The organism is Pedobacter nutrimenti, assembly GCF_003208655.1.
Taxonomy (GTDB): Bacteria; Bacteroidota; Bacteroidia; order Sphingobacteriales; family Sphingobacteriaceae; genus Pedobacter; species Pedobacter nutrimenti.
The window spans coordinates 1-23937 of the sequence record NZ_QKLU01000013.1 but is presented as its reverse complement, the minus strand read 5'-3'; the positions used below and the strand labels follow the sequence as shown (position 1 = coordinate 23937).

Annotated in this window: 21 protein-coding genes and 1 other RNA gene; 16 read left to right on the top strand and 6 right to left on the bottom strand. The window is 40.8% G+C overall.

Annotated features, from left to right (window positions below; genetic code table 11):
- The first annotated feature begins 1 nt into the window (after position 1).
- The 6 genes from B0O44_RS24640 to B0O44_RS24615 all read left to right on the top strand — a co-directional run bounded on the left by B0O44_RS24640 (position 2) and on the right by B0O44_RS24615 (position 5094).
- The gene (locus B0O44_RS24640) at positions 2 to 718 is read left to right on the top strand and encodes a LytR/AlgR family response regulator transcription factor (RefSeq protein WP_110834775.1); all 717 of its coding nucleotides are present in this window, start codon (positions 2 to 4) and stop codon (positions 716 to 718) included.
- An 86-nt stretch (positions 719 to 804) separates the two neighbouring features.
- The gene (locus B0O44_RS24635) at positions 805 to 1440 is read left to right on the top strand and encodes an HAD family hydrolase (protein ID WP_110834774.1); all 636 of its coding nucleotides are present in this window, start codon (positions 805 to 807) and stop codon (positions 1438 to 1440) included.
- A gap of 5 nt (positions 1441 to 1445) precedes the next feature.
- Entirely contained in the window at positions 1446 to 1766 is a 321-nt protein-coding gene (locus B0O44_RS24630) for a DUF962 domain-containing protein (RefSeq protein WP_110834773.1), read from the top strand.
- 92 nt (positions 1767 to 1858) lie between these two features.
- Entirely contained in the window at positions 1859 to 3367 is a 1509-nt protein-coding gene (locus B0O44_RS24625; protein ID WP_110834772.1) for a catalase, read from the top strand.
- Positions 3368 to 3460: 93 nt separating this feature from the next.
- Positions 3461 to 4078, top strand: a complete 618-nt coding sequence (locus B0O44_RS24620; protein WP_110834771.1) for a Crp/Fnr family transcriptional regulator — start codon at positions 3461 to 3463, stop codon at positions 4076 to 4078.
- 80 nt (positions 4079 to 4158) lie between these two features.
- Positions 4159 to 5094 (top strand): NAD-dependent epimerase/dehydratase family protein, encoded by a 936-nt coding sequence (locus B0O44_RS24615; protein ID WP_110834770.1) that lies wholly within the window; start codon positions 4159 to 4161, stop codon positions 5092 to 5094.
- A gap of 37 nt (positions 5095 to 5131) precedes the next feature.
- Here the strand turns inward: B0O44_RS24615 and B0O44_RS24610 are convergent, their stop codons facing one another.
- Together B0O44_RS24610 and B0O44_RS24605 are read right to left on the bottom strand one after the other, a co-directional pair.
- Positions 5132 to 6235 carry a C1 family peptidase gene (locus tag B0O44_RS24610; RefSeq protein WP_110834769.1) on the bottom strand — a complete coding sequence of 368 codons (1104 nt, stop codon included), beginning with the start codon at positions 6233 to 6235 and terminating at the stop codon, positions 5132 to 5134.
- Positions 6236 to 6267: 32 nt separating this feature from the next.
- Positions 6268 to 7452, bottom strand: a complete 1185-nt coding sequence (locus B0O44_RS24605; RefSeq protein WP_110834768.1) for a proline dehydrogenase family protein — start codon at positions 7450 to 7452, stop codon at positions 6268 to 6270.
- Between the two features lie 95 nt (positions 7453 to 7547).
- Between B0O44_RS24605 and B0O44_RS24600 the strand changes: the two genes are divergently transcribed.
- The 7 genes from B0O44_RS24600 (at position 7548) to aroC (ending at position 14436) form a co-directional block, all read left to right on the top strand.
- Positions 7548 to 7754: an RNA-binding S4 domain-containing protein gene (locus B0O44_RS24600; RefSeq protein ID WP_110834767.1), complete on the top strand. Its 207-nt coding sequence runs from the start codon at positions 7548 to 7550 to the stop codon at positions 7752 to 7754.
- Positions 7754 to 8818, top strand: coding sequence for a 3-dehydroquinate synthase (gene aroB / locus B0O44_RS24595; protein ID WP_110834766.1), 1065 nt, complete (start codon positions 7754 to 7756; stop codon positions 8816 to 8818). Before B0O44_RS24600 ends, aroB begins: the two co-directional genes overlap by 1 nt.
- Positions 8808 to 9704 (top strand): sterol desaturase family protein, encoded by an 897-nt coding sequence (locus B0O44_RS24590; protein WP_110834765.1) that lies wholly within the window; start codon positions 8808 to 8810, stop codon positions 9702 to 9704. Before aroB ends, B0O44_RS24590 begins: the two co-directional genes overlap by 11 nt.
- A 240-nt stretch (positions 9705 to 9944) precedes the next feature.
- Positions 9945 to 10778: a prephenate dehydratase gene (locus B0O44_RS24585; RefSeq protein ID WP_110834782.1), complete on the top strand. Its 834-nt coding sequence runs from the start codon at positions 9945 to 9947 to the stop codon at positions 10776 to 10778.
- A 50-nt stretch (positions 10779 to 10828) separates the two neighbouring features.
- Entirely contained in the window at positions 10829 to 11968 is a 1140-nt protein-coding gene (locus B0O44_RS24580) for a chorismate mutase (RefSeq protein ID WP_110834764.1), read from the top strand.
- Positions 11969 to 12059: 91 nt separating this feature from the next.
- On the top strand, positions 12060 to 13319 hold the full coding sequence (gene aroA / locus B0O44_RS24575) for a 3-phosphoshikimate 1-carboxyvinyltransferase (protein ID WP_110834763.1): 1260 nt from the start codon (positions 12060 to 12062) through the stop codon (positions 13317 to 13319).
- A gap of 25 nt (positions 13320 to 13344) precedes the next feature.
- Positions 13345 to 14436, top strand: coding sequence for a chorismate synthase (gene aroC, locus B0O44_RS24570; RefSeq protein ID WP_110834762.1), 1092 nt, complete (start codon positions 13345 to 13347; stop codon positions 14434 to 14436).
- Positions 14437 to 14489: 53 nt separating this feature from the next.
- On the opposite strand, the gene B0O44_RS24565 is transcribed toward aroC, so the two are convergent.
- Complete coding sequence (locus B0O44_RS24565; RefSeq protein ID WP_110834781.1) at positions 14490 to 16913, bottom strand: alpha-ketoacid dehydrogenase subunit alpha/beta; 2424 nt, start codon at positions 16911 to 16913, stop codon at positions 14490 to 14492.
- 130 nt (positions 16914 to 17043) lie between these two features.
- On the opposite strand from B0O44_RS24565, the gene B0O44_RS24560 reads away from it, so the two are divergent.
- From B0O44_RS24560 to ssrA, 3 genes are all read left to right on the top strand, one after another.
- Positions 17044 to 17436, top strand: a complete 393-nt coding sequence (locus B0O44_RS24560) for a DUF1573 domain-containing protein (protein ID WP_110834761.1) — start codon at positions 17044 to 17046, stop codon at positions 17434 to 17436.
- A gap of 61 nt (positions 17437 to 17497) precedes the next feature.
- Positions 17498 to 18700: a pyridoxal phosphate-dependent aminotransferase gene (locus tag B0O44_RS24555; protein WP_110834760.1), complete on the top strand. Its 1203-nt coding sequence runs from the start codon at positions 17498 to 17500 to the stop codon at positions 18698 to 18700.
- 70 nt (positions 18701 to 18770) lie between these two features.
- Positions 18771 to 19137, top strand: a transfer-messenger RNA (tmRNA) gene (gene ssrA, locus B0O44_RS24550).
- Between the two features lie 209 nt (positions 19138 to 19346).
- On the opposite strand, the gene B0O44_RS24545 is transcribed toward ssrA, so the two are convergent.
- From B0O44_RS24545 to B0O44_RS24535, 3 genes are all read right to left on the bottom strand, one after another.
- Positions 19347 to 20840: a recombinase family protein gene (locus tag B0O44_RS24545; RefSeq protein WP_110834759.1), complete on the bottom strand. Its 1494-nt coding sequence runs from the start codon at positions 20838 to 20840 to the stop codon at positions 19347 to 19349.
- A gap of 363 nt (positions 20841 to 21203) precedes the next feature.
- Positions 21204 to 22145 carry a toprim domain-containing protein gene (locus B0O44_RS24540; protein ID WP_110834758.1) on the bottom strand — a complete coding sequence of 314 codons (942 nt, stop codon included), beginning with the start codon at positions 22143 to 22145 and terminating at the stop codon, positions 21204 to 21206.
- Positions 22146 to 22157: 12 nt separating this feature from the next.
- Complete coding sequence (locus B0O44_RS24535) at positions 22158 to 23681, bottom strand: hypothetical protein (RefSeq protein WP_110834757.1); 1524 nt, start codon at positions 23679 to 23681, stop codon at positions 22158 to 22160.
- Between the last annotated feature and the right edge of the window lie 256 nt (positions 23682 to 23937).

Here is a 23937-nt window from a genome sequence, read left to right as displayed (position 1 = left end):
AATGGACAAATTAAAATGTTTAATTGTTGATGACGAACCTCTGGCTGCTGACATTCTGGAGAAATACATTGGCCAACTGGACAATTTACAGCTGAGCGGTAAATGTGCCAATGCCTTGGATGCCTTAATCTATTTGCAAACAAATAAAGTAGACCTCCTTTTTTTGGACATACAGATGCCCAAATTATCGGGGCTTGATTTCCTTAAAACCTTAAACAAACGTCCAAAAGTAATTTTAACCACAGCTTTCCGAGACTATGCAGTGGAAGGTTTTGAACTCAATGTACTGGATTACCTGGTCAAGCCTATTCCTTTTGAGCGTTTCCTGATTGCCGTGAATAAATATCATGGAGAGGAGCCCTCTATACCTTCACTGATCAGTAGCCCCGTACAAGCCATTTCAAAGGATGCCTTTCTTTATCTTAAATCGGACAAGAAAATGGTGAAGGTATTTCTAAGGGAAATCCTGTATATCGAAAGCCTTAAAGATTATGTAAGGGTAAAAACAGTGCACAAGGAAATCATTACCCATCAGCGGATCACTTATCTGGAAGAAAAACTTCCGGATGAGAAATTCCTGCGCATTCACCGCTCCTTTATTATTTCCCTGGACCACATCCGCTCTTTTAATTCCTCAAGCATTGAAATTGACCACTTTGAACTTCCCATTGGCCGTCAGTATAAAACGGAGGTCTTGAAAGTACTTTCATATGGCTGAGGCTCAGCCACCCTTTAAAATTTGCTTGATTTTGCGGCCCTATTGTTCCATATTTACATGGAATTTATACAGGATCTGAAATATCTATGCAAGCGATAAAGAACATTATTTTCGACTACGGCAATGTAATTTTTGAAATCAATTTTAAAAATGCGCAACAAGCCCTTCAACAATTAGGCATTACCAGTATAGAACATTTTTTTGCCCATAAAGGGCACAATAATATTTTTGACGAACTGGAAACCGGAAGCATCAGCCCACACCAGTTTAGAGAAGGTATCCGTAAAGAAGCTGGTAACAGTGAAATCACAGATCAGCAGATTGATGCTGCCTGGAACAGTTTACTCATCGGTGTTCCGCCCGGAATTCATGAACTGCTCTTGAAAGTAAAAGAAAAATACCGTACATTTCTATTGAGTAACAACAATGAAATCCACTACCTGTGGATCATGGATTATTTAAAAAGAGAGTTTAAAATGGAATCTATAGATCATTTGTTTGAAAAGGCTTATTTCTCACAACACCTGTTTTTGCGCAAACCCAATGTGGAAATTTTTGAAAGGGTGATCCGGGAAAACAATCTGGTTCCGGAAGAAACGTTATTTATAGACGACAGTCCGCAACATATAGAAGGTGCAAAAAAAGCCGGATTGCAAACCTTGCTCATGACTGAAAACCCAAAACACCTGGAAAGTTTTTTACGTAAACACCAAATTATTTAACAAAAATGTCAGAAACCAGATTTAAATCATTAAAAGAGTTTTATCCTTTCTATTTAACTGAACACCGTAACCTGACCAGCCGGATCCTTCATTTTATTGGTACAGGTCTGGTCGTGCTCTTATTGATTGGCGCAATTCTTTTTCATGACCTGAGGTTTCTCATTGCTGTTCCTTTTGTGGGTTATGGTTTTGCCTGGGTTGGGCATTTCTTTTTTGAGAAGAACAAACCCGCAACCTTCCAATATCCGGGCTATAGTCTGGCCAGTGACTTTATTTTGTTCTGGGAACTTCTTTCCGGGAAACAGCCTTTCAGACCCAAATCCTGAATCAAATAGATATCTTCTATCCCTGCATAGAAAATAGCAGTTTGACCCGGTGCTTAATTGTCAATACTTTTATCTCAATAAAAACATACGTTATGGAAGAGAACAAGAAAACGAACCGAAAGTTAACGACCGCATCGGGCAGGCCTTATGCAGAACACGAAAACACACAATCCGTTGGAAGAAGAGGTCCTCTGCTGTTGCAGGATTTTATTCTGCACGAAAAAATGGCCCATTTTAACCGTGAACGCATTCCGGAAAGGGTGGTGCATGCAAAAGGAACTGGTGCCTATGGAACTTTTAAGGTAACCCATGACATTACTCAATATACGAAGGCAAAGATATTTTCAAAAATTGGCAATACCTGTAAGGTTTTTTTAAGATTTTCTACCGTTGGTGGTGAAAAAGGCAGCGCTGATTCGGAAAGGGACCCGCGTGGCTTTGCAGTTAAATTTTATACCGAAGATGGAAACTGGGACCTGGTTGGGAACAATACCCCTGTCTTCTTTATCAAGGACCCCAAAAAATTCAGTGATTTTATCCATACGCAAAAACGCGAGCCCAGGACAAATCTGAAAAGCCCAACCATGATGTGGGATTTTTGGTCCCTCAACCCGGAAAGCCTTCACCAGGTATTGATCCTGATGAGTGACCGGGGTACCCCCTTCTCTTATCGCCATATGGATGGCTTTAGCAGCCATACCTATTCTATGATTGATAAGGACAATCAACGGGTTTGGGTGAAATTTCATTTCAAAACCCAACAGGGCATCAAAAACTTTACCGGACCTGAGGCAGACCAGATGCGTGCCAAAGACATGGACCACTCCCAGAGGGACCTGGTGGATGCGATTGACCGTGGTGATTTTCCTAAATGGAGCCTGAAAATACAAGTTATGACTGAGCAGCAGTCAAAAAACTTCAGATGGAACCCTTTTGACCTAACCAAGGTTTGGCCTCATGGAGACTATCCTTTAATTGATGTGGGTGTACTGGAACTGAACCAGGTGCCAAGAAATTATTTTGCGCATGTAGAACAATCGGCCTTTGCCCCATCCAACCAGATTGATGGAATTGGCTTTTCTCCAGACAAAATGCTTCAGGGCCGGATCTTGTCTTATGCAGACGCCCACAGGCACCGGCTAGGTGTTAATTACGAGCAGATTCCTGTTAATAAATGTCCTTTTATGGTCAACAATTACCACCGGGACGGACAAATGAGGGTGGACGACAATGGAAATGAGGATCCAAATTACTACCCCAACAGCTTTGGGGATGTGATCCCTGATCCGGCTTATAAGGAGCCGGCCTGGGAACTGGAATCAAATATTGCAGATTGGTACGACAGAAACGCAGCGCCAGGTGATGATGACCACTATACCCAACCCGGTGATCTGTACAGAAAGGCCTTGAGTCCCGAAGACAGGACCCATCTGGTGAACAATATAGTGGCTGCCATGAGCGGAATTACCGGCCCCAGAAAAGAGCAGATCATTAACTTACAGCTTTGCCATTTTTTCAGGGCAGATATACAGCTGGGAATGTCTGTTGCCAAAGGTTTGGGGGTAGATCTGGATAAGGCCATGCCGAAACAACATAGCTAAATAAAAACTAAAAAAGAGGGCGCCTTTAAGTGCCCTCTTTTTTTTGCCGGAAATTAAAGCTTATTTTAGTAAGGACTTTTTAAATCCTTGTCCATGAACACAAAAGACATTCCTGCCGGACAACTGCTTTTTTTCAGAAAGGAACTGGAACCCTATATTGTTTTTGATGAGCCCCAATGGGAAATATTTAAAAGTCACCTGACTTATTCCAGTTTTCAGAAAAAAGATCATTTTGTAGTACAAGGGAAAGTTTGTGATGCCATTGGTTTTATAGCGAAAGGTTCCATCCGTTATTATACGCTTAAAGATGGTACAGATATTACAGGCTACTTTAGCTTTTCGGGTGAAATGGTCAGTTCCTACCTGAGTTTTTTAAAGCGGGAACCAGCCCTGAATTACATCCAGGCACTGGAATCCACAGACCTGATTTTAATTTCCCGGACAAATTTACAGTCCCTTTTGGACCACCCCATACTTTCCTGTAAAATAGAGCGTTTTGGGCGTCTGATGGCAGAACATTACTGTTGCTGTTATGAAGAAAGGATTGCTTCTTTCATTAACCAGACGGCCGAGGAGCGTTACCTTAAATTAATGGAAACCGGACGGGACATTTTACAGCGGATTCCTCAGCATTACATTGCCAATTACCTTGGGGTTACCCCGGTTTCTCTGTCCAGAATCCGAAAAAGGATTTTTGTACACAGTGATTAAGGTCATTATTCCTTATCTTTTGTTAACGTTTTGAATACATCAGGGCCTGTAACTTTGGGTATCATTAAAAAAGAAAAACTATGCATACCATATTAGGCGCCGGCGGGCCAACTGCAAATGCACTTACCCGCGAATTAATCCAAAATCAACAAAAGGTACGGCTGGTTAGCCGCAGGCCATCAAAACTCAGCGGACCGTACATCAGCTGGACAAAAGCCGATCTGCTTAACGGACAGGAAATCCTGGAAGCCACAAAAGGCTCTTCGGTTATTTATCTTTGCGCAGGCCTGGTTTACGACAAAGTGATCTGGCAACAGCAATGGCCGGTCATTATACAAAATGTAATCCATGCCGCCATGGAAAATCAGGCAAGGCTGATTTTTTTTGACAATGTATATATGTATGGGCTGGTGGATGGCCCGATGACAGAAAACACTCCTTATAATCCCTGCAGTGTAAAAGGAGAAATCAGGGCCCGCGTCGCCGACAAGTTAATGGGAGAAGTTGCCGCCGGGAATATCCAGGCGAGTATTGCCCGTGCAGCCGATTTTTATGGCACAGATTCCATGAACAGTTTTCTGGATATCATGGTGCTGGACAAATATGCTAAAAAACAAAGTGCACAGTGGATTGGAAAACCCGATGTACTGCACAATTTCACCTTTATTCCCGATGCCGGAAAAGGACTGTACCTTTTGGGTCAGCATCCGGAAAGCGACAACCAGATTTGGCATATGCCTACCGCCAAACCTTTAAAAGGGCGGGAGTTCATAGAACTCGCTGCCAGTATTTACGGAGTGAAACCAAGGTTTAGTACCATTGGCAAATTTATGTTGCAAATGATTGGCTTGTTTCAAAAAGTAGTGGCAGGAACCGTAGAAATGTATTATCAGTACGATCACGACTACAATTTTAATTCTGATAAGTTTGAAAAAGCTTTTAACTACACCCCTTTCAGTTATCAGCAGGGGATTACAGAACTTTCAAAAGGCCTGTATAAGCCACAGCAAAAATAAACACATAAAAAAAGCGCCTGGTTTCAGGCGCTTTTTTTTAAAGATTTAGTTTCTTGAGCAGTTCCTTTGAGAGTGCTGCTTTTGGCACCACCAAACTGACCGTGTTAATGGCAAAATAAGGTTCTGAAACCTCTATATAGCCTTTAAAAGGCCCAACATCTCCCCAGGAGTTTTTAACTTTAAAAAAGACTTTGCCTTCTGCAGTTTGGTCCAGACCGGTTAAATGCATCAGGTGGTCATCCTGTGTGGTCAGGTTCTCATACAGTTGCTGACGCAACTCTGCTGAGTAAGCCCGTTCCTTCGCATTCGGGTTAAGCTCCGTCTGTTTTCCCTCTTCTTTGTTCTCAAACAACAAGGCATAACCTTTTTTCTGCTGAAAATCTTTATTGCTCACATCGGCATCCCACATAATGGTGTATCCATTTTTTAAGGCTGTTTTGGTTAAATTCAACAATTCCTCCAATGGCAGGTTGTAATAAGCTCCATTAGAAAAATTATCCGGCACCTGTAAAATGAACGCTTCATAATAAGGCTGGTGCGTAAAAGAGGTAATGTTCACATAATCTTTCGGATTAAATTTCAGTACTTCTGCTGCAAAAGATTTTGCCGTATAGTTTTTTCCTTTATAATCGAAATTTGCCGGAGGTACACCTATTTTTTCATCCAGGATCTGCTGATAACCCTTCAGCCAATCGGCATTGAAAGGACGTTTTTTTAATGTGCTGTCCAGATAGCTTTTCAGGGCATCTTCCAGGCCTTTATGATTAGGAATTTCACCAGTTACACCCTGAAATACCTCTTGTGGCATTGCCCCATACAAAGCAACGGCCCGGATCAGGTCATGTCCAAGACCACCTTCACTAAACTGCGCTTTTCCTTGGCGAAGGATATAATTTTTACCTTTTTCCAAATAAATATTACGGGCACTGAACATTTCACTGAGGTTAAACTCGCCGATTCCCTTACGGATTTCTTCTGATTCAATCAGTGAAGTGGTAGAGTAATTCCAGCAGGTACCCGATTCTCCCTGGTTTTTTACCGAAGTTGCTTTATTATCTTTAATGGGTTTTAAAGTACTCACCTGGGCATTTACAGCCAGGGACAGACCAAGCGCACAGGTGATTAAAATGGTTCTTTTCATATCAGGTTATTTTGAATATTAGGTTTTAGTCCTTAAAGTTTTCTGCGTTTTTTCTCCTTTTCAATCAGGGAAAGTTCTCTTCCGGTTTGTCCGGCTACCGAAGTATTTTCCTGTGCCCTTCTGAACAAATAAGGCAATACCGCTTTTACAGGTCCGTAAGGAACATATTTGGCCACATTGTAATCGGCATCAGATAAATTGAAACTGAGGTTATCGCTCATGCCCAGTAGCTGCGCAAAGTACACATGGGGGTGGTTATGTTTAATTTGTTGCTCATCCAGCAGGTTTGCCAGGATCCGGCAACTCTCTTCATTATGTGTCCCGCAGACAAATCCGACTTCATTGATGTTGGCGACACAATATCTTAAAGATTCATTATAATCCCGGTCAGAAGAAGCTTTATCGGGTTGGATCGGGGAAGGATATCCCATTTCTTCTGCTCTTTTTCTTTCCTTTTCCATATAGGCACCCCGTACCATTTTAACCCCCAGGATAAAACCGCTTTCTTTGGCAATCAGGTGATCGGCCTTCATATCGGCCAGTTTATCGTGACGGTACATTTGGTAGGTATTGTACACCAGTAATTTTTCACGGTTAAACAAACGCATCATATCCAGGGCCAGCTCGTCAATGGTTTTCTGGATCCAGGTTTCTTCTGCATCGATCATGATCGGCACATTTTTTTCGTAAGCCCTGCGGCAGATTTTTTCGCAGCGCTGTCTGACCCGCTCAAATTCCGCGGTTTCGGTATCGTTCAATGCCTGTCTGGCATCCAGTTTTTCCAACAGTGCAAAACGGCCGATTCCCGTAATCTTAAAAACAGTGATTGGAATACGCGGATCCCCTTCAGCACGCTCAATTGTCCGGATAATTTCTTCACAGGTAAAATCAAATACCTCTTCTTCTTCTTCCCCTTCTACAGAATAATCCAGAATGGTACCCACCCTGCCCAGGGAAAGCTGTTCTATGGTATGCTTACACTCTGCAATGGTTTCCCCTCCGCAAAACTGTTTAAAAATGGTGGCTTTGATAATTGATTTGATCGGTAAACCTGTCCTCAGAAAGAAATTGGTTACCGGAGGACCTACTTTGGTAAGAAAATTACTACCTATTGCTTTAAACAACCAGTAAGCACTATTTAAATCGGAGTTTGATTTATTTCGAAAAGCAATTTCTGTGTTATCGAAATTCAATCTTTTTCTGGGCGATAGTTCCATATGTCAGTTCTTTTTTGTCAGGACCGTGCAAAAGTATAAATTCCACTGCTATACATGGTAAAACACTTTATAATTAATTGTAATTTTGCCGTAACATGATAGAATTTAAATTAGAAGGTGAGTTTATTCCTTTAATTCAGTTGTTAAAGGCCACTGCACTTGTTCAAAGCGGCGGTGAGGCCCAAACCGTAGTAGAGGATGGCCTGGTTAAATATAATGGCAAAGTCGATTACCGCAAAAGGCTGAAGGTCCGCAGCGGTGATGTGATTAATTTTATGGGACAATCAATTAAAGTAATCTAATGGCAGTTCTGGAAAGTGCAGAAAGCACCATTTATTTTGAAACAGGCCTGGAAAGCTTAAATCTGCTGATCGAAAAAGGGAATTACAGCAGGGTATTTGTGTTTGCAGACGGCAATACTTCCGAGCTCTGTTTACCCGTGTTTAGGGAAATGCTGGATGATTTTAGTGATTTTGACCTGATTGAAACCGATCCCGGAGAAGAAAATAAAAACATAGACTTCTGTATCGGCATCTGGAAAACTTTATTGGATTTCGGAGCGGACCGCAAGTGCCTGATGATTAATCTGGGTGGCGGCGTCATTACAGACATGGGGGGCTTTGTCGCTTCTACCTATAAAAGGGGCGTAGATTTCGTCAACATCCCGACCACCCTGCTTTCGCAAGTAGATGCCTCTGTCGGAGGAAAGACAGGTATAGATGTAGACAGTGTTAAAAATATGGTGGGTACCTTTACCCTACCTAAGGCCGTTTACATAGAAAGTAAATTTTTAAAAACCCTTCCTGAAAGGGAATTGCTTTCAGGTTTTGCTGAAATGATCAAGCATGGGTTGATTGCCGATAAGGACTATTATCTTTCTTTGAAAAACAGTGATTTCAGGGCACCAGGACCAGACGCTGTCCTTCGCTCTGTAGAGATTAAAAATAAAGTGGTCACCACCGATCCTCTTGAACAAAACCTGAGGAAAATTCTCAACTTTGGACACACCATTGGTCACGCTGTGGAAAGCTATGCCTTAAACAGTCCCAGTCCATTGACCCATGGTGAAGCCATCGCTATAGGGATGATCTGCGAGGCTTTCTTATCCCATAAATATGCTGAACTGAGCAAGGAAGAACTTGAAGACATCAAGAACTACATCTCTGGTTTATATCCAAAATATATCCTCCAGCCTGAAAGTTTTGAAACCCTGCTGAAATTAATGCAGAGTGACAAAAAGAATGAACACGGGCAAATTATGTTTTCTCTGCTGGAACGCACAGGACATTGTGCGTACAATTGCAAAGTAACAGAGAAAGACATTGAGGAAAGTCTGATCTATTACAATTCAATTTATGTTGCTTGATCCCAGAAATATAACGGTAACTACTCTTTTTGCCTTTGTGCTGGTCATTTCTCTGGCAGAAATGTACTTCAGCTATATCCATGACCGTAAATTGTACGCCAAAAGAGATACCTGGACCAATGTTTATCTCATGTGCGCAGCAATTGTGATTAACCTTGGCATGAAAGCAGCTACCTTTTTCCTTTTGGATTACTGTTACCAGTTTCGTCTTTTTGAAATTAAAAATGTAGCCCTATACTGGGTCGTGCTGATCCTTGCCCAGGATTTTCTGTACTGGTTTTTACATACAGTAGGCCACTATGTCCGATTTTTCTGGGCCATGCATGTGACCCACCATTCTTCAGAACATTTTAACCTGACCACTGGCTTTCGTTCCACTGTTTTTGAGCCTCTTTACCGGGTATTCTTTTATCTTCCCCTGGCTTTTATGGGTTTTTCGGCACTGGACATTCTTTTTGCCTACCTCATTACACAGATTTACGGAAATATTGTTCATACCCAAACCGTTGGAAAACTGCATCCCATTATTGAATACATATTTGTCACCCCTTCCCATCACCGGGTCCATCATGCCAGTAACATCCGTTACCTGGACAAAAACATGGGCATGGTGCTGATCCTTTGGGACCGCTGGTTTGGAACTTTTCAGGAGGAACTACCCAGGGATGAAGTTAAATATGGCCTGACCTCACAACCAGAAGATACGGGCCCGGTTAACATTATTTTCCATGAATTTATTGCTTTAGGTACAGACATAAAAAAGGCACCAACCTTAATGGACAAGGTCAAATACGCCCTTTATCCACCGGGATGGAGCCATGATGGCAGCACCAAGATTGCTAAAGTTTTGCAACGGGAGCTGAAGGAAGCCGAAGGCGGAAAATAATTTTTTTTAATTAGCTATTGACAAATTAAATTTTGTTTGTACATTTGGCGAAACGATAATGAAAACAGGTCTGGTCAAACAGGCTGCCCAAAATAAAAAATGAGAAACGTTACAACATATTGGTTTGGTTACTTTTACTACTTTAGTAAGAGCCGGGACTGATATGCACAAAATATAACTATATAACTGTATATGAAAAGTCCCGGCCGCAAGCCGGGACTTTTTTTGTTTTTAAGCAAAATGAAGAAAGCAATTAGAGTAGCAATTCAGGGCATCAAAGCATCTTTCCACGAGGAAGCAGCCTTCAAATTTTTTGGAAAAGACATTCAAACCATTGAATGTGAGTCTTTTAAAAAAACCTGTGAAAAACTGGAAAAAGGCGAGGCTGACTTTGTGGTCATGGCTATAGAAAACTCTATTGCTGGTAGCCTACTCCCAAATTACACCCTTTTAAGGGAATACGGTTTTGCCATTACAGGTGAAGTTTACCTTCCAATTCAGCTGCACCTGATGGCTTTGCCTGGTGTGAAGCTGGAAGATGTAAAATATGTAACTTCCCACCCTATTGCCATTCGTCAGTGCATCGATTTTATTGATGAATTCCCTCATCTAAAGGTAGTTGAAAGTGCAGATACCGCGGCCTGTGCAAAAAAAATCAGGGACGAACAACTCACAGATACGGTAGCTATTGCCAACACCCTGGCCGCTGAGCTCTATGGCTTAAACATCATTGAAAGAAGAATTGAATCCAATAAAAAGAACTTCACCAGGTTCCTGATCCTGAAAAGTGATAAAACTGAAGACAATCAGGAAATTAATAAGGCTTCGATCTGTTTCCAGGTCGGCAATCATGTAGGGGCTTTATCTAAGGTACTGAACATTTTTGCCGATTACGAGGTAAACCTGACCAAAATCCAGTCCATGCCCGTATTGGGCAAAAGAAATGAATATTATTTCTATGTGGACATTGAATGGAAAAACATGGAGAAGTATGACACTGCCGTTCGTAAAGCCCTCAAATACACCGTCAACTTTAACATCATGGGCGAATACATCAAGAACGACAAAGTATAAACAAGCACAATAAAAACACAAAATATTAAAACTAAAAAAATCCTTCCACAATGAAATTAAATTTAAACATTCAGCCATTAAGCAGCTGGATCAATGTCAAAAACGAACCCCTGATTATCTCTGGTCCATGCAGTGCGGAAACAGAAGAGCAATTGCTTTCTACCGCACATTTACTGGCTGCTACCGGAAAAGTGTCTGTACTCAGGGCAGGTATCTGGAAACCCCGCACCCGTCCGGGAGAATTTGAAGGTATCGGAAGCATTGGCCTGGAATGGCTGAAAAAAGCAAAACAGGAAACTGGCTTGCCTACTGCTGTAGAGGTAGCAACAGCGAAACATGTCGAAGAAGCCCTTGCTGCCGGGGTAGATATCCTTTGGATTGGTGCAAGGTCAACGGCTAACCCTTTCACTGTTCAGGAAATCGCTGATGCTTTAAAAGGTGTTGACATTCCTGTTCTAGTTAAAAACCCGGTAAATCCGGATCTTTCTTTATGGGTAGGTGCCCTGGAAAGAATTAACAATGCAGGCATCACCAAACTGGGTGCAATTCACCGGGGTTTTTCTTCTTATGAAAAAAGCTCTTTCCGCAATGAGCCGATGTGGGAACTGGCCATACAGCTTAAAACACACTGCCCGGAACTGCCTATTATTAATGATCCAAGCCATATTTGCGGAAACCGTGAACTGATTCCATATATTTCGCAAAAAGCCCTGGATCTTGATATGCAGGGTTTGATGATCGAATCTCATATTGATCCTTCTGTAGCCTGGACAGATGCAAAACAGCAGGTAACTCCCGCTGCACTGGCAGAACTGGTAGAGCGTTTCAATTTGCGTAAACCAGAATCTAAAAATGAAGATTTTGCAGATAAACTGGCCGATCTGAGAAAACAGATTGATAAAATTGATGACCTGATGATCCAGAAACTGGGTGAACGTATGGCCATTGTGGAGAAAATCGGTCAATATAAAAGAGACAATAACGTCACCATTCTGCAGGTAAACCGTTGGGATGAGATTATGCAAAAAAGAACTGCTTTTGCAAAAGCCCTGAAACTGGACCTTGGTTTTACAGAAAAATTTCTGGAACTGGTACACAGTGAATCCATCAGGAAACAAACGCAGATTATGAACGAAGGAAAGGCTGCTGCAAATGTTGTGGAAGCTACTGCTAATGTTAGCCATTCTTAATTCACATTCTCATCTGCATCAATCAACAAACAACCGGCAGCAGCTACGATAAGCTGCTGCCGGTTCATACACCCTAACTCCTTTAACATTCATGAAACCAAATGCTATTGTTTCTTTCACCGGAAAAAAAGAAATCAACACCGAAATCCATCTTACCGGTTCTAAAAGCGAAAGCAACAGGGCCCTTATTATAGCCGCCATTAGTAATGGACTTGTACAAGTAGAGAACTTATCGGATGCTGATGACACAGTGACCCTTAACCAGGCACTGGACCTGCTCAAGAACAGGGATAAGAACAGTCTTCATACGATAGACGTTGGTCCGGCGGGAACTGCCATGCGTTTTTTAACAGCTTACCTGACAACAATTGAGGGTCAGTTTTTATTGACCGGCTCCAAAAGGATGAAGGAAAGGCCTATTAAATTGCTCGTGGATGCTTTAATCAGTCTGAATGCTTCTATTGAATACCAATCTATTGAAGGTTATCCACCATTGTTGATTAAAGGAGGCTTAGAGCAAACTTCAGGAAAAGTGAGCATCAAAGGAGATGTGAGCAGTCAATACATTTCAGCATTACTAATTATTGCCTCCAGCCTTCCATCTGGTTTATCCCTCGAAATTGAAGGAGAACTCACTTCCAGACCTTATGTAGAAATGACTTTAAAAATGCTGGAGGAAGCCGGTATTCAACATTCCTGGGAAGGTAATACGATTAGTATTGTGCAACAGCCCTATCTTCCCAGCCTGCTGACCGTAGAGCCAGATTGGAGTGCCTGTTCTTACTGGTACAGCATTGCAGCACTTGCTGCACAATCTGACATCACTCTGCCCAACCTAAAAGCGCAAAGTTTGCAGGGAGACAGCCGGATTCAGGAAATCATGGTGCAACTGGGCATCAGCACTTCCAGAAAGGACAACGGGATTAGGATTGTCAAAACAACGGAGCCGCAGCGCGCAACAGAGGCTCTGAACCTGAAAGATTGTCCGGACCTGGCCCAAACCATTATTGTTTGTGCCGCTGCCCTGGGCCTGGAATTGACCTTTACAGGATTGGAAACCCTTAAAATTAAGGAAACCAACCGGGTAAAAGCCTTACAGAATGAACTGGCCAAAATTGGGGTTGCCCTTATAGAAGAGAAGGAATTCTACTCCCTGGACTGCAGTAAACTCCATTTTCCTGAAAAGGTGCTTTTCCGCACCTATGATGACCACAGAATGGCCATGGCTTTTGCCCCGCTTGGCCTGATCATCCCTGAAGTTGAAATTGAGGATTTTCATGTAGTGGAAAAATCTTATCCTGATTACTGGAAAGATTTAAGAAAAGCTGGTTTTACAATAAATGAACTTTAATTTAGCGGGGTATAAATAGAAAAATATGGCTGGAAATACATTTGGGCAACTGTTTAAAATATCGACCTTCGGAGAATCCCATGGTAAGGCGATCGGCGTGATCATCGATGGCTGTCCATCGCAATTACCCATAGATCTTGATTTTATACAGTCCGAACTCGATAAAAGAAGACCAGGACAATCAAAAATTACGACGCAACGAAAAGAAAGCGATACGGTTGAAGTGCTGTCGGGGATTTTTGAAGGCAAAAGCACTGGTACTCCAATTGCTTTGCTTATTCCCAATGAAGACCACAGGTCCAAAGATTATGAACACAATAAGGATGTTTACAGACCTTCGCATGCAGATTATACCTATGATGCCAAATATGGCATCCGTGACCACCGGGGCGGCGGCCGTTCTTCTGCTAGAGAAACTGCGGCGCGTGTAGCAGCCGGTGCCATTGCCAAATTGTTTCTAAAGCACCATGGAATAGAAATTTTCGCACATGTTTCTGCTGTGGGCACCATCAATGCGCCTCATCTGGAAGACCTGAGCATAGAAGAACTGCTTCATTTAAGGGAAGACAATATCGTCAGATGTGCGGATCCGGCAACGGCAAAACAAATGGTTGAATGTATTGATGCGGTAAGAAAAGATGGAGATACCATTGGCGGAAAAATCAGTTGCAAGGTACAGAACTGTCCTGTGGGTTTAGGTGAACCAGTTTTTGATAAACTTCATGCCGACCTGGGAAAAGCCATGCTGAGCATTAATGCGGTACATGGCTTTGAATATGGCTCTGGTTTTTCCGGTACAGAAATGAAGGGTTCAGAACACAATGATATTTTTCTTCCCGCCAGTGGCAACCCCAAAACCCTAACCAATTTTTCGGGGGGTATACAGGGAGGGATTTCCAATGGGATGGAAATTAATTTCACTGTTGGTTTTAAACCGGTTGCAACCATTATGCACAACCAGCAAACCATTAATGCGGCCGGAGATGCGGCAGAAATTAAAGGTAAAGGCAGGCATGACCCTTGTGTTGTTCCAAGAGCGGTGGTTATTGTGGAAGCCATGGCCGCACTGGTACTTGCAGATCATTTCCTTAGAAATAAAGTCACCAAACTGGATTAAAACATAAAAGGCTGTCTAATGACAGCCTTTGTTATATAACATCTTTTTTTTATCTAAAAGATAGATGGATACTTTGCCGAATTGTGATCTTGCATCATTTGATAAACCGCCTCTACTACATCATCTGTAGATGGTTTGCTGAAATAATCACCATCTGATCCATAAGGCGGGCGGTGTGCTTTTGCAGAAAGGGTTTTAGGCTGGGCATCCAAAAGATAATAGCCTTGCTGTTCTTCCAGGATCTGTTGCAGGATAAAAGCAGTTGCACCTCCAGGTACATCTTCATCAACCACCAGCAATTTATTGGTTTTTTCCAGCGAAGCTGCACAAATTTTACTGTTGTCAAAAGGCAGCAGGGTTTGCGGATCTATGATCTCTACAGAAATGCCCATTTGTTCCAGTTCTTCAGCCGCTTCTTCCACAATCCGCAAGGTAGAACCATAGGATACGATCGTAATGTCGCTTCCTTTTCTAACCACCTCGGCCTGGCCCAGGGGCACGGTAAACTCACCTACATTTTCTGGTAAACGTTCTTTTAAACGGTAACCATTTAAACATTCTATAATCATCGCCGGCTCATCGGATCTGAACAAGGTATTGTACATTCCGGCAGCCTGGGTCATGTTGCGCGGAACACAAATGTGCATTCCCCTGAGAGAACCTAAAATCATTGCAATCGGAGAACCGGAATGCCATACCCCTTCCAGCCTGTGGCCACGGGTACGGATAATTACTGGTGCTTTCTGACCCGCTTTGGTGCGGTAAGATAAACTTGCCAAGTCATCACTCAGTACATTTAAGGCATACAACAGGTAATCCAGGTACTGAATCTCTGCAATTGGTCTTAAGCCCCTTAAAGCCAAACCTATGCCCTGACCTACAATGGTCATTTCCCTGATGCCGGTATCTGTAATCCTCAGTTCACCATATTTGGCCTGAAGGCCTGCAAAGCCCTGATTAACGTCACCGATATTTCCGAGGTCTTCACCAAAAGCCACCAGACGCGGGTCACGGGCAAAATTGGCATCAAAACAGGCATTGAGAATTTCCCGTCCGTCAACCATTTTACTTTGTTCTTCATAAACAGCGTCCTGAACATCAACCAGTAATGGGCTTTCTTTCCCATCGGTAAACAATTTTGAATTGTAACGGTCTTCGTTCAGCGATTTTTGCTGTGCATACCAGTTAGCCAGTGCATTCCGCTCATCGGAAGGCCTGTTTAAGGTTAAACGAAGTGCCCTCCTTGCAGAAGAGATCACCTCTTTACGTTGTGCATCGGGTGTAGCCGACAGCTGACTTACAATTTTACTCAGCTGGGCATCTCCATTGGAAATTGCAGAAATCATGGCAATTACCTGATCTTTTTCGGTTTTGATATCCGCCAGAAATTCATTCCATGCATCCTTCTGAGCAGTTCTTACCGTTTGCTTGGCAGCGGTTTCCAACTCAGCGAGCTCTTCTTCTGTAATCATTGCAGATTCCAGCATCCATTTACGCATCTGCAAAATACAATCGTATTCTCTTTCCCAGTCTAAGCGCTGTTTGTCTTTATATCTTTCATGTGAACCTGAAGTGGAGTGTCCCTGAGGTTGGGTTACCTCTGTGACATGGATCAGTACAGGTACATGCTCGTCCCGGCAAATGTCTATGGCCTTCTGATAAGTTTCGCAAAGCGCCGGATAGTCCCAGCCCCTGACTTTAAAAATCTCATAGCCTGCTCCTTTTTCATCCCTTTGAAAACCTTTCAGGATCTCGGAAATATCTTCTTTAGTGGTCTGGTATTTTGCAGGAACAGAGATGCCATAAGCATCGTCCCATACGGACATGGCCATAGGTACCTGTAAAACCCCTGCAGCATTAATGGCTTCGAAAAATACCCCTTCTGAAGTAGAAGCGTTACCAATGGTACCAAAAGCCACTTCATTTCCGTTCAGAGAGAAGTTTTTTAGGTAAGCCAATTCCGGATTTTCCCGGTATAATTTTGAAGCATAGGCCAATCCAACCAGACGGGCCATTTGTCCACCGGTAGGGGCAATATCAGAAGAACAGTTTTTGATTTCAGTCAGGTCTTTCCAGCTCCCGTCCTGCTCAATAGAACGGGTTGCAAAATGGCAGTTCATTTGCCTTCCAGCTGAAGCAGGATCTGCTTCTACGCTGGGGTTTGCATACAGCTGTGCAAAAAACTCTTTGATGGTGCATATCCCTGTAGCAAAAGCAAAAGTCTGGTCGCGGTAATAACCTGAGCGCCAGTCCCCGTTTTTAAAAGCCTTAGCCATTGCGATTTGCGGCAATTCCTTACCATCACCAAAAATGCCAAACTTAGCCTTACCCGTTAATACTTCCTTACGACCAAGCAAACTCGCCTGACGGCTTTCGTATGCTATTTTATAATCGTTAATGACAATGGTTTTGAAGTCCTCAAAACTTAACTCTGAAGCGTCAATAGGATTCGTTATAAGTTTATTATTTGGCGTCATAAGCATTTAAGTTATGGGACAAAGATAAGTAAATTCTCAGCTCCGGGTTAGGGCTGTACTGCAATTTATATGTTAGATAACCTTTTGAATTGATAAATTATAATATTAAATTTGTTTAAAACTCACAAACATGAAAAAGTTAATTATCCTATTTTCCTTTATTTTAGGTGTTGCGGTTTCAACAAACGCTCAAACTACGCCGGCAGAATTTAAATTTGATAAAGAATCTTATGACTTCGGTAAAATTCCGTTAGGAAAGCCAGTTTCAGTAGAATTTAAGTTCACAAATATCGGAGACACTCCACTTATTTTGTCAAAAGTAGAGACTACCTGCGGTTGCACAGTACCAGAATATACCCATACTCCGGTTAAAAAAGGAGAAACCGGAACCATTAAAGTGACTTACAATCCTGCTGGTTCCCCGCTACCTTTCAGCAAAAGCATTACCCTGAATTCGAATGCGAAAACATCGATCAAGGTGCTCTATATTAAAGGAGAAACAGTTGCCGGAACTTCCAGGTAAAATTTTAGACATTATTTAAATAAAAGCCTCGTTAATCAACGGGGTTTTTTATTTTTGCTTCATGCCACATATATCCGAAAAAGGGTTGCAGATGCCTGCATCTCCCATTAGAAAACTAACCCCTTTTGCCGACCAAGCAAAAAAAGAGGGCAAAAAAGTTTACCATTTAAATATTGGACAGCCTGACATTGCAACGCCGGAAGGAATGCTGAATGCCATTAAAAACATAGACTTTAATGTCTGGGCTTATACCCCTTCAGAAGGTACTCTTGCCTACAGGACCAAATTGACGGAATACTATAACAAATTGGGTTATAACATTACACCGGAAGATATACTGGTGACTGTTGGCGGTTCTGAAGCCATTACCATTGCCATGCAAACCTGTGTCAATGAAGGCGATGAAATTATCATTCCTGAGCCTTTTTATGCCAACTATAATGGTTTTGCCTGCATGAGCAACGTAGTGGTCAAACCTATACTTTCCCACATTGAAAATGGTTTTGCCCTGCCCCCTATTGCGGAGTTCGAAAAACTGATTACCGACAAGACCAAAGCGATTATTATTTGTAACCCTAATAACCCCACCGGTTATTTATATTCCCGTGAAGAACTGGAAGCCCTTAAAGCACTTTGCCTGAAATATGACCTGTTTCTGTTTTCGGACGAGGCCTACAGGGAATTCTGCTATGATGGGCGTGAATTCATTTCTCCTATGCACCTTGATGGTATTGACGACAATGTGGTGGTCATGGATACAGTATCCAAAAGATACAGTGCCTGCGGTGCAAGGCTGGGTTGCATGATTACCAAAAATAAAGAGGTGATTAAATCCGGTTTGAAATTTGCCCAGGCAAGGTTAAGTCCCGGAATGGTCGAACAAATTGCAGGAACAGCCGCAGTGGATACTCCGGACAGCTATTTTGAAGCAGTAAATAAGGAATATACTTTAAGACGGGATACTTTGGTTTCCAGGTTAAATGCAATGGAAGGTGTATTTTGTCCGAACCCTGGCGGTGCCTTTTATGTCGTGGCCAAGTTACCAATTGATGATGCGGATCAATTCTGTCAGTGGATCCTGGAAAGCTTTAACCACCAGGGACAGACTGTCATGATGGCACCTGCCACCGGATTTTATTCCAGTAAAGATTCTGTCAGAAATGAAGTGAGAATGGCCTATGTTTTAAATACAGACGACCTGAATAAGGCGATGGACTGTTTAAATATTGCTTTAAAACAATATCCTGGCCGTCAATTGGCATAATTTTAGTACTTTTGTAATCTGATGATGCATATGGAGTTGTTAACCATTGCAAATCATCAGGTTACAACATGGGGCCGTTTTGGATTTGACAGGGTGGCGCTGAGTATGTAAGCATGCAGTGCGTTGTACGGAGAGCACTTTAAAGAGAACGTTCAAACTATAATTGGCGAAAATAACTACGCCTTAGCTGCCTAATTTAGAATTAGCCTAGCTTTTGTCCCTCTAACTGCTGCATTATTAGGTTAGAATCCGGGGCATCGAAATAATAATGCTGGCTGCTGTAAGGTGTGGTACAGTGGCGAGATAAAGCACCTAAGGAGAAAGATAAGGTCGGTTTCCAGCCCGTCGACTCCCTACAATTAATTGGAAAATAAGCATGTAGAAGGCATAATTTATCACACAACTGGACAAGGGTTCGAACCCCTTCGGCTCCACGGAACCCTGAAAAATACTAATTTTCAGGGTTTTTTATTTACATAACTCACTGTAATATAGATTATTATATGTGTTCGAATTTCATTTTTGAACGTTAAGTACAAAATTGCAATATATTGATTATTAATATATTATGCTATCTGTAAATAAATAGCTGGCGGGAAGTGTCGAACCCTTTTTATACTAATAAATAAATTGGGACTATAGCCTATTAAATACCGGATTTTTCATACAACAAATAACCTCCTTCTTTCCTAAAAAGAAAATGATGTTGTAGTGCGCTGATCAAAGTTGGAGTTTTGTATATACCGTTTTCATAATACAGGTTGTCATCGAAGATCATTCTGATGAGCTCTCTTTTTTGAAGTAGTGCGGCTTGCTTATAGATATGCTTCATGTCAACAAGTAAATCCAGGTTTTGCTCAAGGATGTTAATTGCCTTATCAACCTGGTATTTTAATTTTTCTATGCTTTCTCTTAGGCTATTTAACTTATTGCTGTATTCTGAATACCATTTTTCGAAGCTATCCTTGCTGATTTCATTCATGATCCACTTTTCTTCTACTGCTGAGAGCTTCTTCTCGATTTCAAAAACGAGTTCCTGTTGGGTTATTATCTTCAACCTGTTTGATCTTAGCCCTTTGTTTATATGTGCCTGACAATGTTTAATGATTTCGTTTATGATCTGCTCCGGAAGACGCATCAATGAGAGTGTGGCTAATAGCTGCTCATGGGCTTTTATTGCGCTAATATTATTGTGTTTCGATAACCTGCATTTGTAGTAATAAAAGTACCTGCCTGTTTTGCTCCTGGAAGGTGCCCCGGTAAGTGGGTTACCGCAGTGACATTTGAGAACTCCTCTTAAGGGAAGTTCTTCATCTAAAATAACACGTTCTTTTATGGGCTTGTTTATTTTACTCTGGATGGCCCTCCAGGTTTCCTTGTCAATTAGCGGCTCGTGTATTCCCGGAAATAATCCGCCCGGAAACTCTTTAAAGGGTTCTACTTTGAGCAGGCCGGCATATACAGGGTTTCTTAATATGTTCTCAACGGCCATATTACTTTTCCTATTAAATCCCATGTCGTGCACTTCTTTTTTGATCACGTATAACGGCATACCATGCAGATAATTCTCATAGATGAACCTCACTATCTTTGCTTCATCCTCATGTATAACGAGATGGCTCTTTTTTCCTATTCCATTTTTTCTATACCCGAATGGCGGTGTTCTGTGAAGATGCCGCCCCTCTTGTACCTTTGCTGTATATAGCCCTTTTCTTATCTTGATGCTCCTATTGATATTGTCCTCTTCAGCCAGCAAGAACTGCAGGCCCGCTCTAAAGAAACTACCAGGTGTATCATAATCAAACGTAATGCCTTCTGTTGCACTTACTACCTGTATACCATAGCTGGACTGAAGGTCTTTTACTGTTGTGAGTGCTTCACCGGCATTTCTGCTAAACCTGTCCAATTGATCCACCAGCAGATAATCTACTTTTTGATAATGCTTTAAAATAAACTTTTGTAGCCTGATGAAGTCTGGCCTGTCAAATGTTCTGGCACTTTTGCCAATATCGATAAAGGTATCTACAAGCTCTGCATTGTTAAAGGTGATCCATTGATCTGTACATAGCTGTTGGGCCTCAATGGAGCCGTTACTTTGCCCGAGCCTGCTAAATCTTAGGTATCTGATTACTTTCTTCATGGTATTCCTTTAGGATTGACATGACAAGTATATCAACGATCAATTGTATAAAGCGCTGTTCTTTCTCTTTTTCAAATTGCCTAATGCTGTCCGATATTTTCGCACCTGTTAATTCAATGTGCATATACTCGTGTTCCATATCATAATTGCATTATCAGTGAATGGATTTTTAATGGAAATTTTATTTATAAAATTAGGACGTTAATCTAACCTAATGATTAAGTAGGTGTTAAATCATTTGGAATAATGCTTGCATGCAATTATCATTATATAGCCACATGTGGGATAGCTTTGCAAAAATGGCTTAAAGTTAAAAAGTGTGATAATCTCTTATCATCTTATAGATAATGCTCTATTGAAAACTTATTTTATCAAAATTAATTCAATTAGATCCATTGATTCCTCTTCTATCCATTCATTTTTGGAGATAAGTTGATTTATAAGGTCTATCTGATCTTGGCTATAATTATCTTTTGTCAATCCTGAAAAATCTTCCTTTTTCCATTTACTCTTGTGATGCTTAACGCCAACAGGTAGTCTTTTGGCATTTACAAGTGGCTGTATTATTTCTATTTCTTTATCTTTCTTATTAAAAATCTCTTTAACCTTGGAATAAATATTTAGTCCGGCATAATCCCAATCGCAAAAATAATAAATAGGTAATTGCAGCTTATCTTTTTGAATATCAAGCAAGGGCTTTGTGTTGTTACCCCCTACATACCATAGTTCGATATTATTCTTCTTATATTCTACTGGTACTTTAAGACAATCGAGATTCTCACATAATGCAATCACTTTAGGGTTGTCACAATCAATAACACATCTCCACTGTTGATTTTTAGGATCTTTCTCTGGAAACTCATCAACTTCTAGAAGTTGTAAAACGGCATTTTTTAGACTCGGCTTATTTTCTAGGTACTTTGAGTTTTCATTTCTAAACACTCTTGCAGAGAATTTTTTCACTGTGGTGAGTTTTTCCCGAAGCTCTTTTTTATTGTAATAAACAAACATCAGGGCTTCCAGGTCATCCTGTGTAAAGGTTTTCTTTGCATTATTTTCTATTCCTGACTGCTCAAAAAAGGTATTGTAGTAATTATACGTATCTAACAGTTCTAGTTTATAAAATTCGGGATATCGTTGGTTTGCTTCAATAATGGAATGATTACCTGATTTAAACCTGATCAGTTTCTTCTGTTTAAATAATATCAGGTTGATGTAATCATTATTTAAAATTTTCAGTTTGGTTTTTCCTTCTGTATAAAGTTGATGTAAGCCAACCTGGTATTTCCATTCAATGTGTTTCATTACCTAAACAATTTAGCTGGTTAAACCAAAAATAGGCACAGGTTCATAATTAACCTTTTCGTCTTCTAGGCTGTTATGAAGCAGGTAGATATTTTGTTTTTCTGCATCAATTTTGTTTGGACTGATAGAAAGCGATAATATCTGATAATCATTTGCAAGGGCAATTTTATAAAGCATATCAAAGTTACTTCCCAAACCTTCTGCTTCATCAATTGCCATAAAGCGAATAGCTTCAACCTGGGAATTCTTTGATTGCCTATTTAGCAAAGACAATTTTGCAATACATAATAGTGAAATGGCAGCATAGGTTTGACTGGTGCTACCATCATTTTTCTTACCCTGATTGGTCTTAATAGAGAATTTTACAGTATAGTAAGATTTGGGGTTTAATAATTCCTCAATTGAAGGTTTTAAGCTCCGCAACCCACCTGACCGATAAAAAGCCTCCGTTAATTTTTCTTTTAAAGATGGGTATTTCTCCAGATCATTTGTAATTCCTTTTTCGGATTCGAATAAAGAATTTTCTAATCCCAGCCCTAGATCCTTATTAATATTTTCGGTGAATAAATTCATCCAATCAGAAGAAAATACACCTTCGCTATCATCCTCCAGGCTTACTGTGTGTCCACCCGTTATTTTTTTATCATCAGAGTTAAGAAAGTTCCTGATCGTCCTGATGTCATTTCTTTGGCTACTTACTTCGCTGGCCACTTCTTCAATTATAACAGCTAATTTTTGGAGCTTTCTATTGTTTAATCTTTTGTTTTTCAGGTTAATATCTTTAAGGTACTTATCTATCTTTTCGATTACTTCTCTTTCCAATGTATTGATCTCACTGAATATCTCAGAAGGCAACACTTCCTCACACAATGCATGAAAATCTCCGGAATTTTCAAACCGCTCTACATTAGTTTTTAGATATTGCCTAACAAGCACATTATATTCTACAATGTATTTACGATTTGCCGACTCATAATCTGCTTCCAATTTTTCTATCAGTTGTCCATTTACTTCCTCTAACAGAACGGAAGTGTTATTTATTATCTCCGTATTTTCTGAATAGACTTTATTCTTCTTGGAGATCAGGTCTTTGATCTGCTCATGTAACTGAAGTATATTTTGTATTTCCAGATATTTCGATTTTTCCTGATTGTAAAGCTTTTGAAAGGCTTTATAATAATCATCCGTCTCTTCTAAAGATGATAAAAAGGTTTCCTTATTAAAGTCCGGTTCAGACGTAAGATCATACTCGCTTTTAATGTCTTCAATTCTTTGATCAGCTTGAGTTTCAAAAAAGGCAGTTGCTTCTCGTTCCAGATTTTCTTGAAGTGTGTTTAAGCTATTTCTATAAATATCTAATTTGTTATATACCGTTTTGCTACTTTGAAACTCATCTTCGATTGAGTTTTGTGTGTACAAACTTGAGTATTCGTTAAAATTCTCCAGACTTGTTTCATACATGGTGTGGGTTTCGAGTTGATCTTCCAGGTCTGTTTGGGTATTCCAGGCTGCCAAATATTCATCAGGATTTTCCAAATTCTCAAAAACACTTTTTAAAAGAGTTTTTTCCTTGATATCTTTTTCTAAATTCAGAATATCAGTTTGAATACTTGTCGCTTCTTTTTGAAAATAAGCTTTTATCTCATTTTTATCTTTGGTATTAAAAATTGGAGAAAAAGTAGTTGAAAAGAACTCAATATGGGAGTTTCGACAAAACTGACCCCTGCATTCCGCAATTAAACTGCCACTGCATTTCGCTCTAAATTAACCCCTTCATTTCGGGGCAAATTGA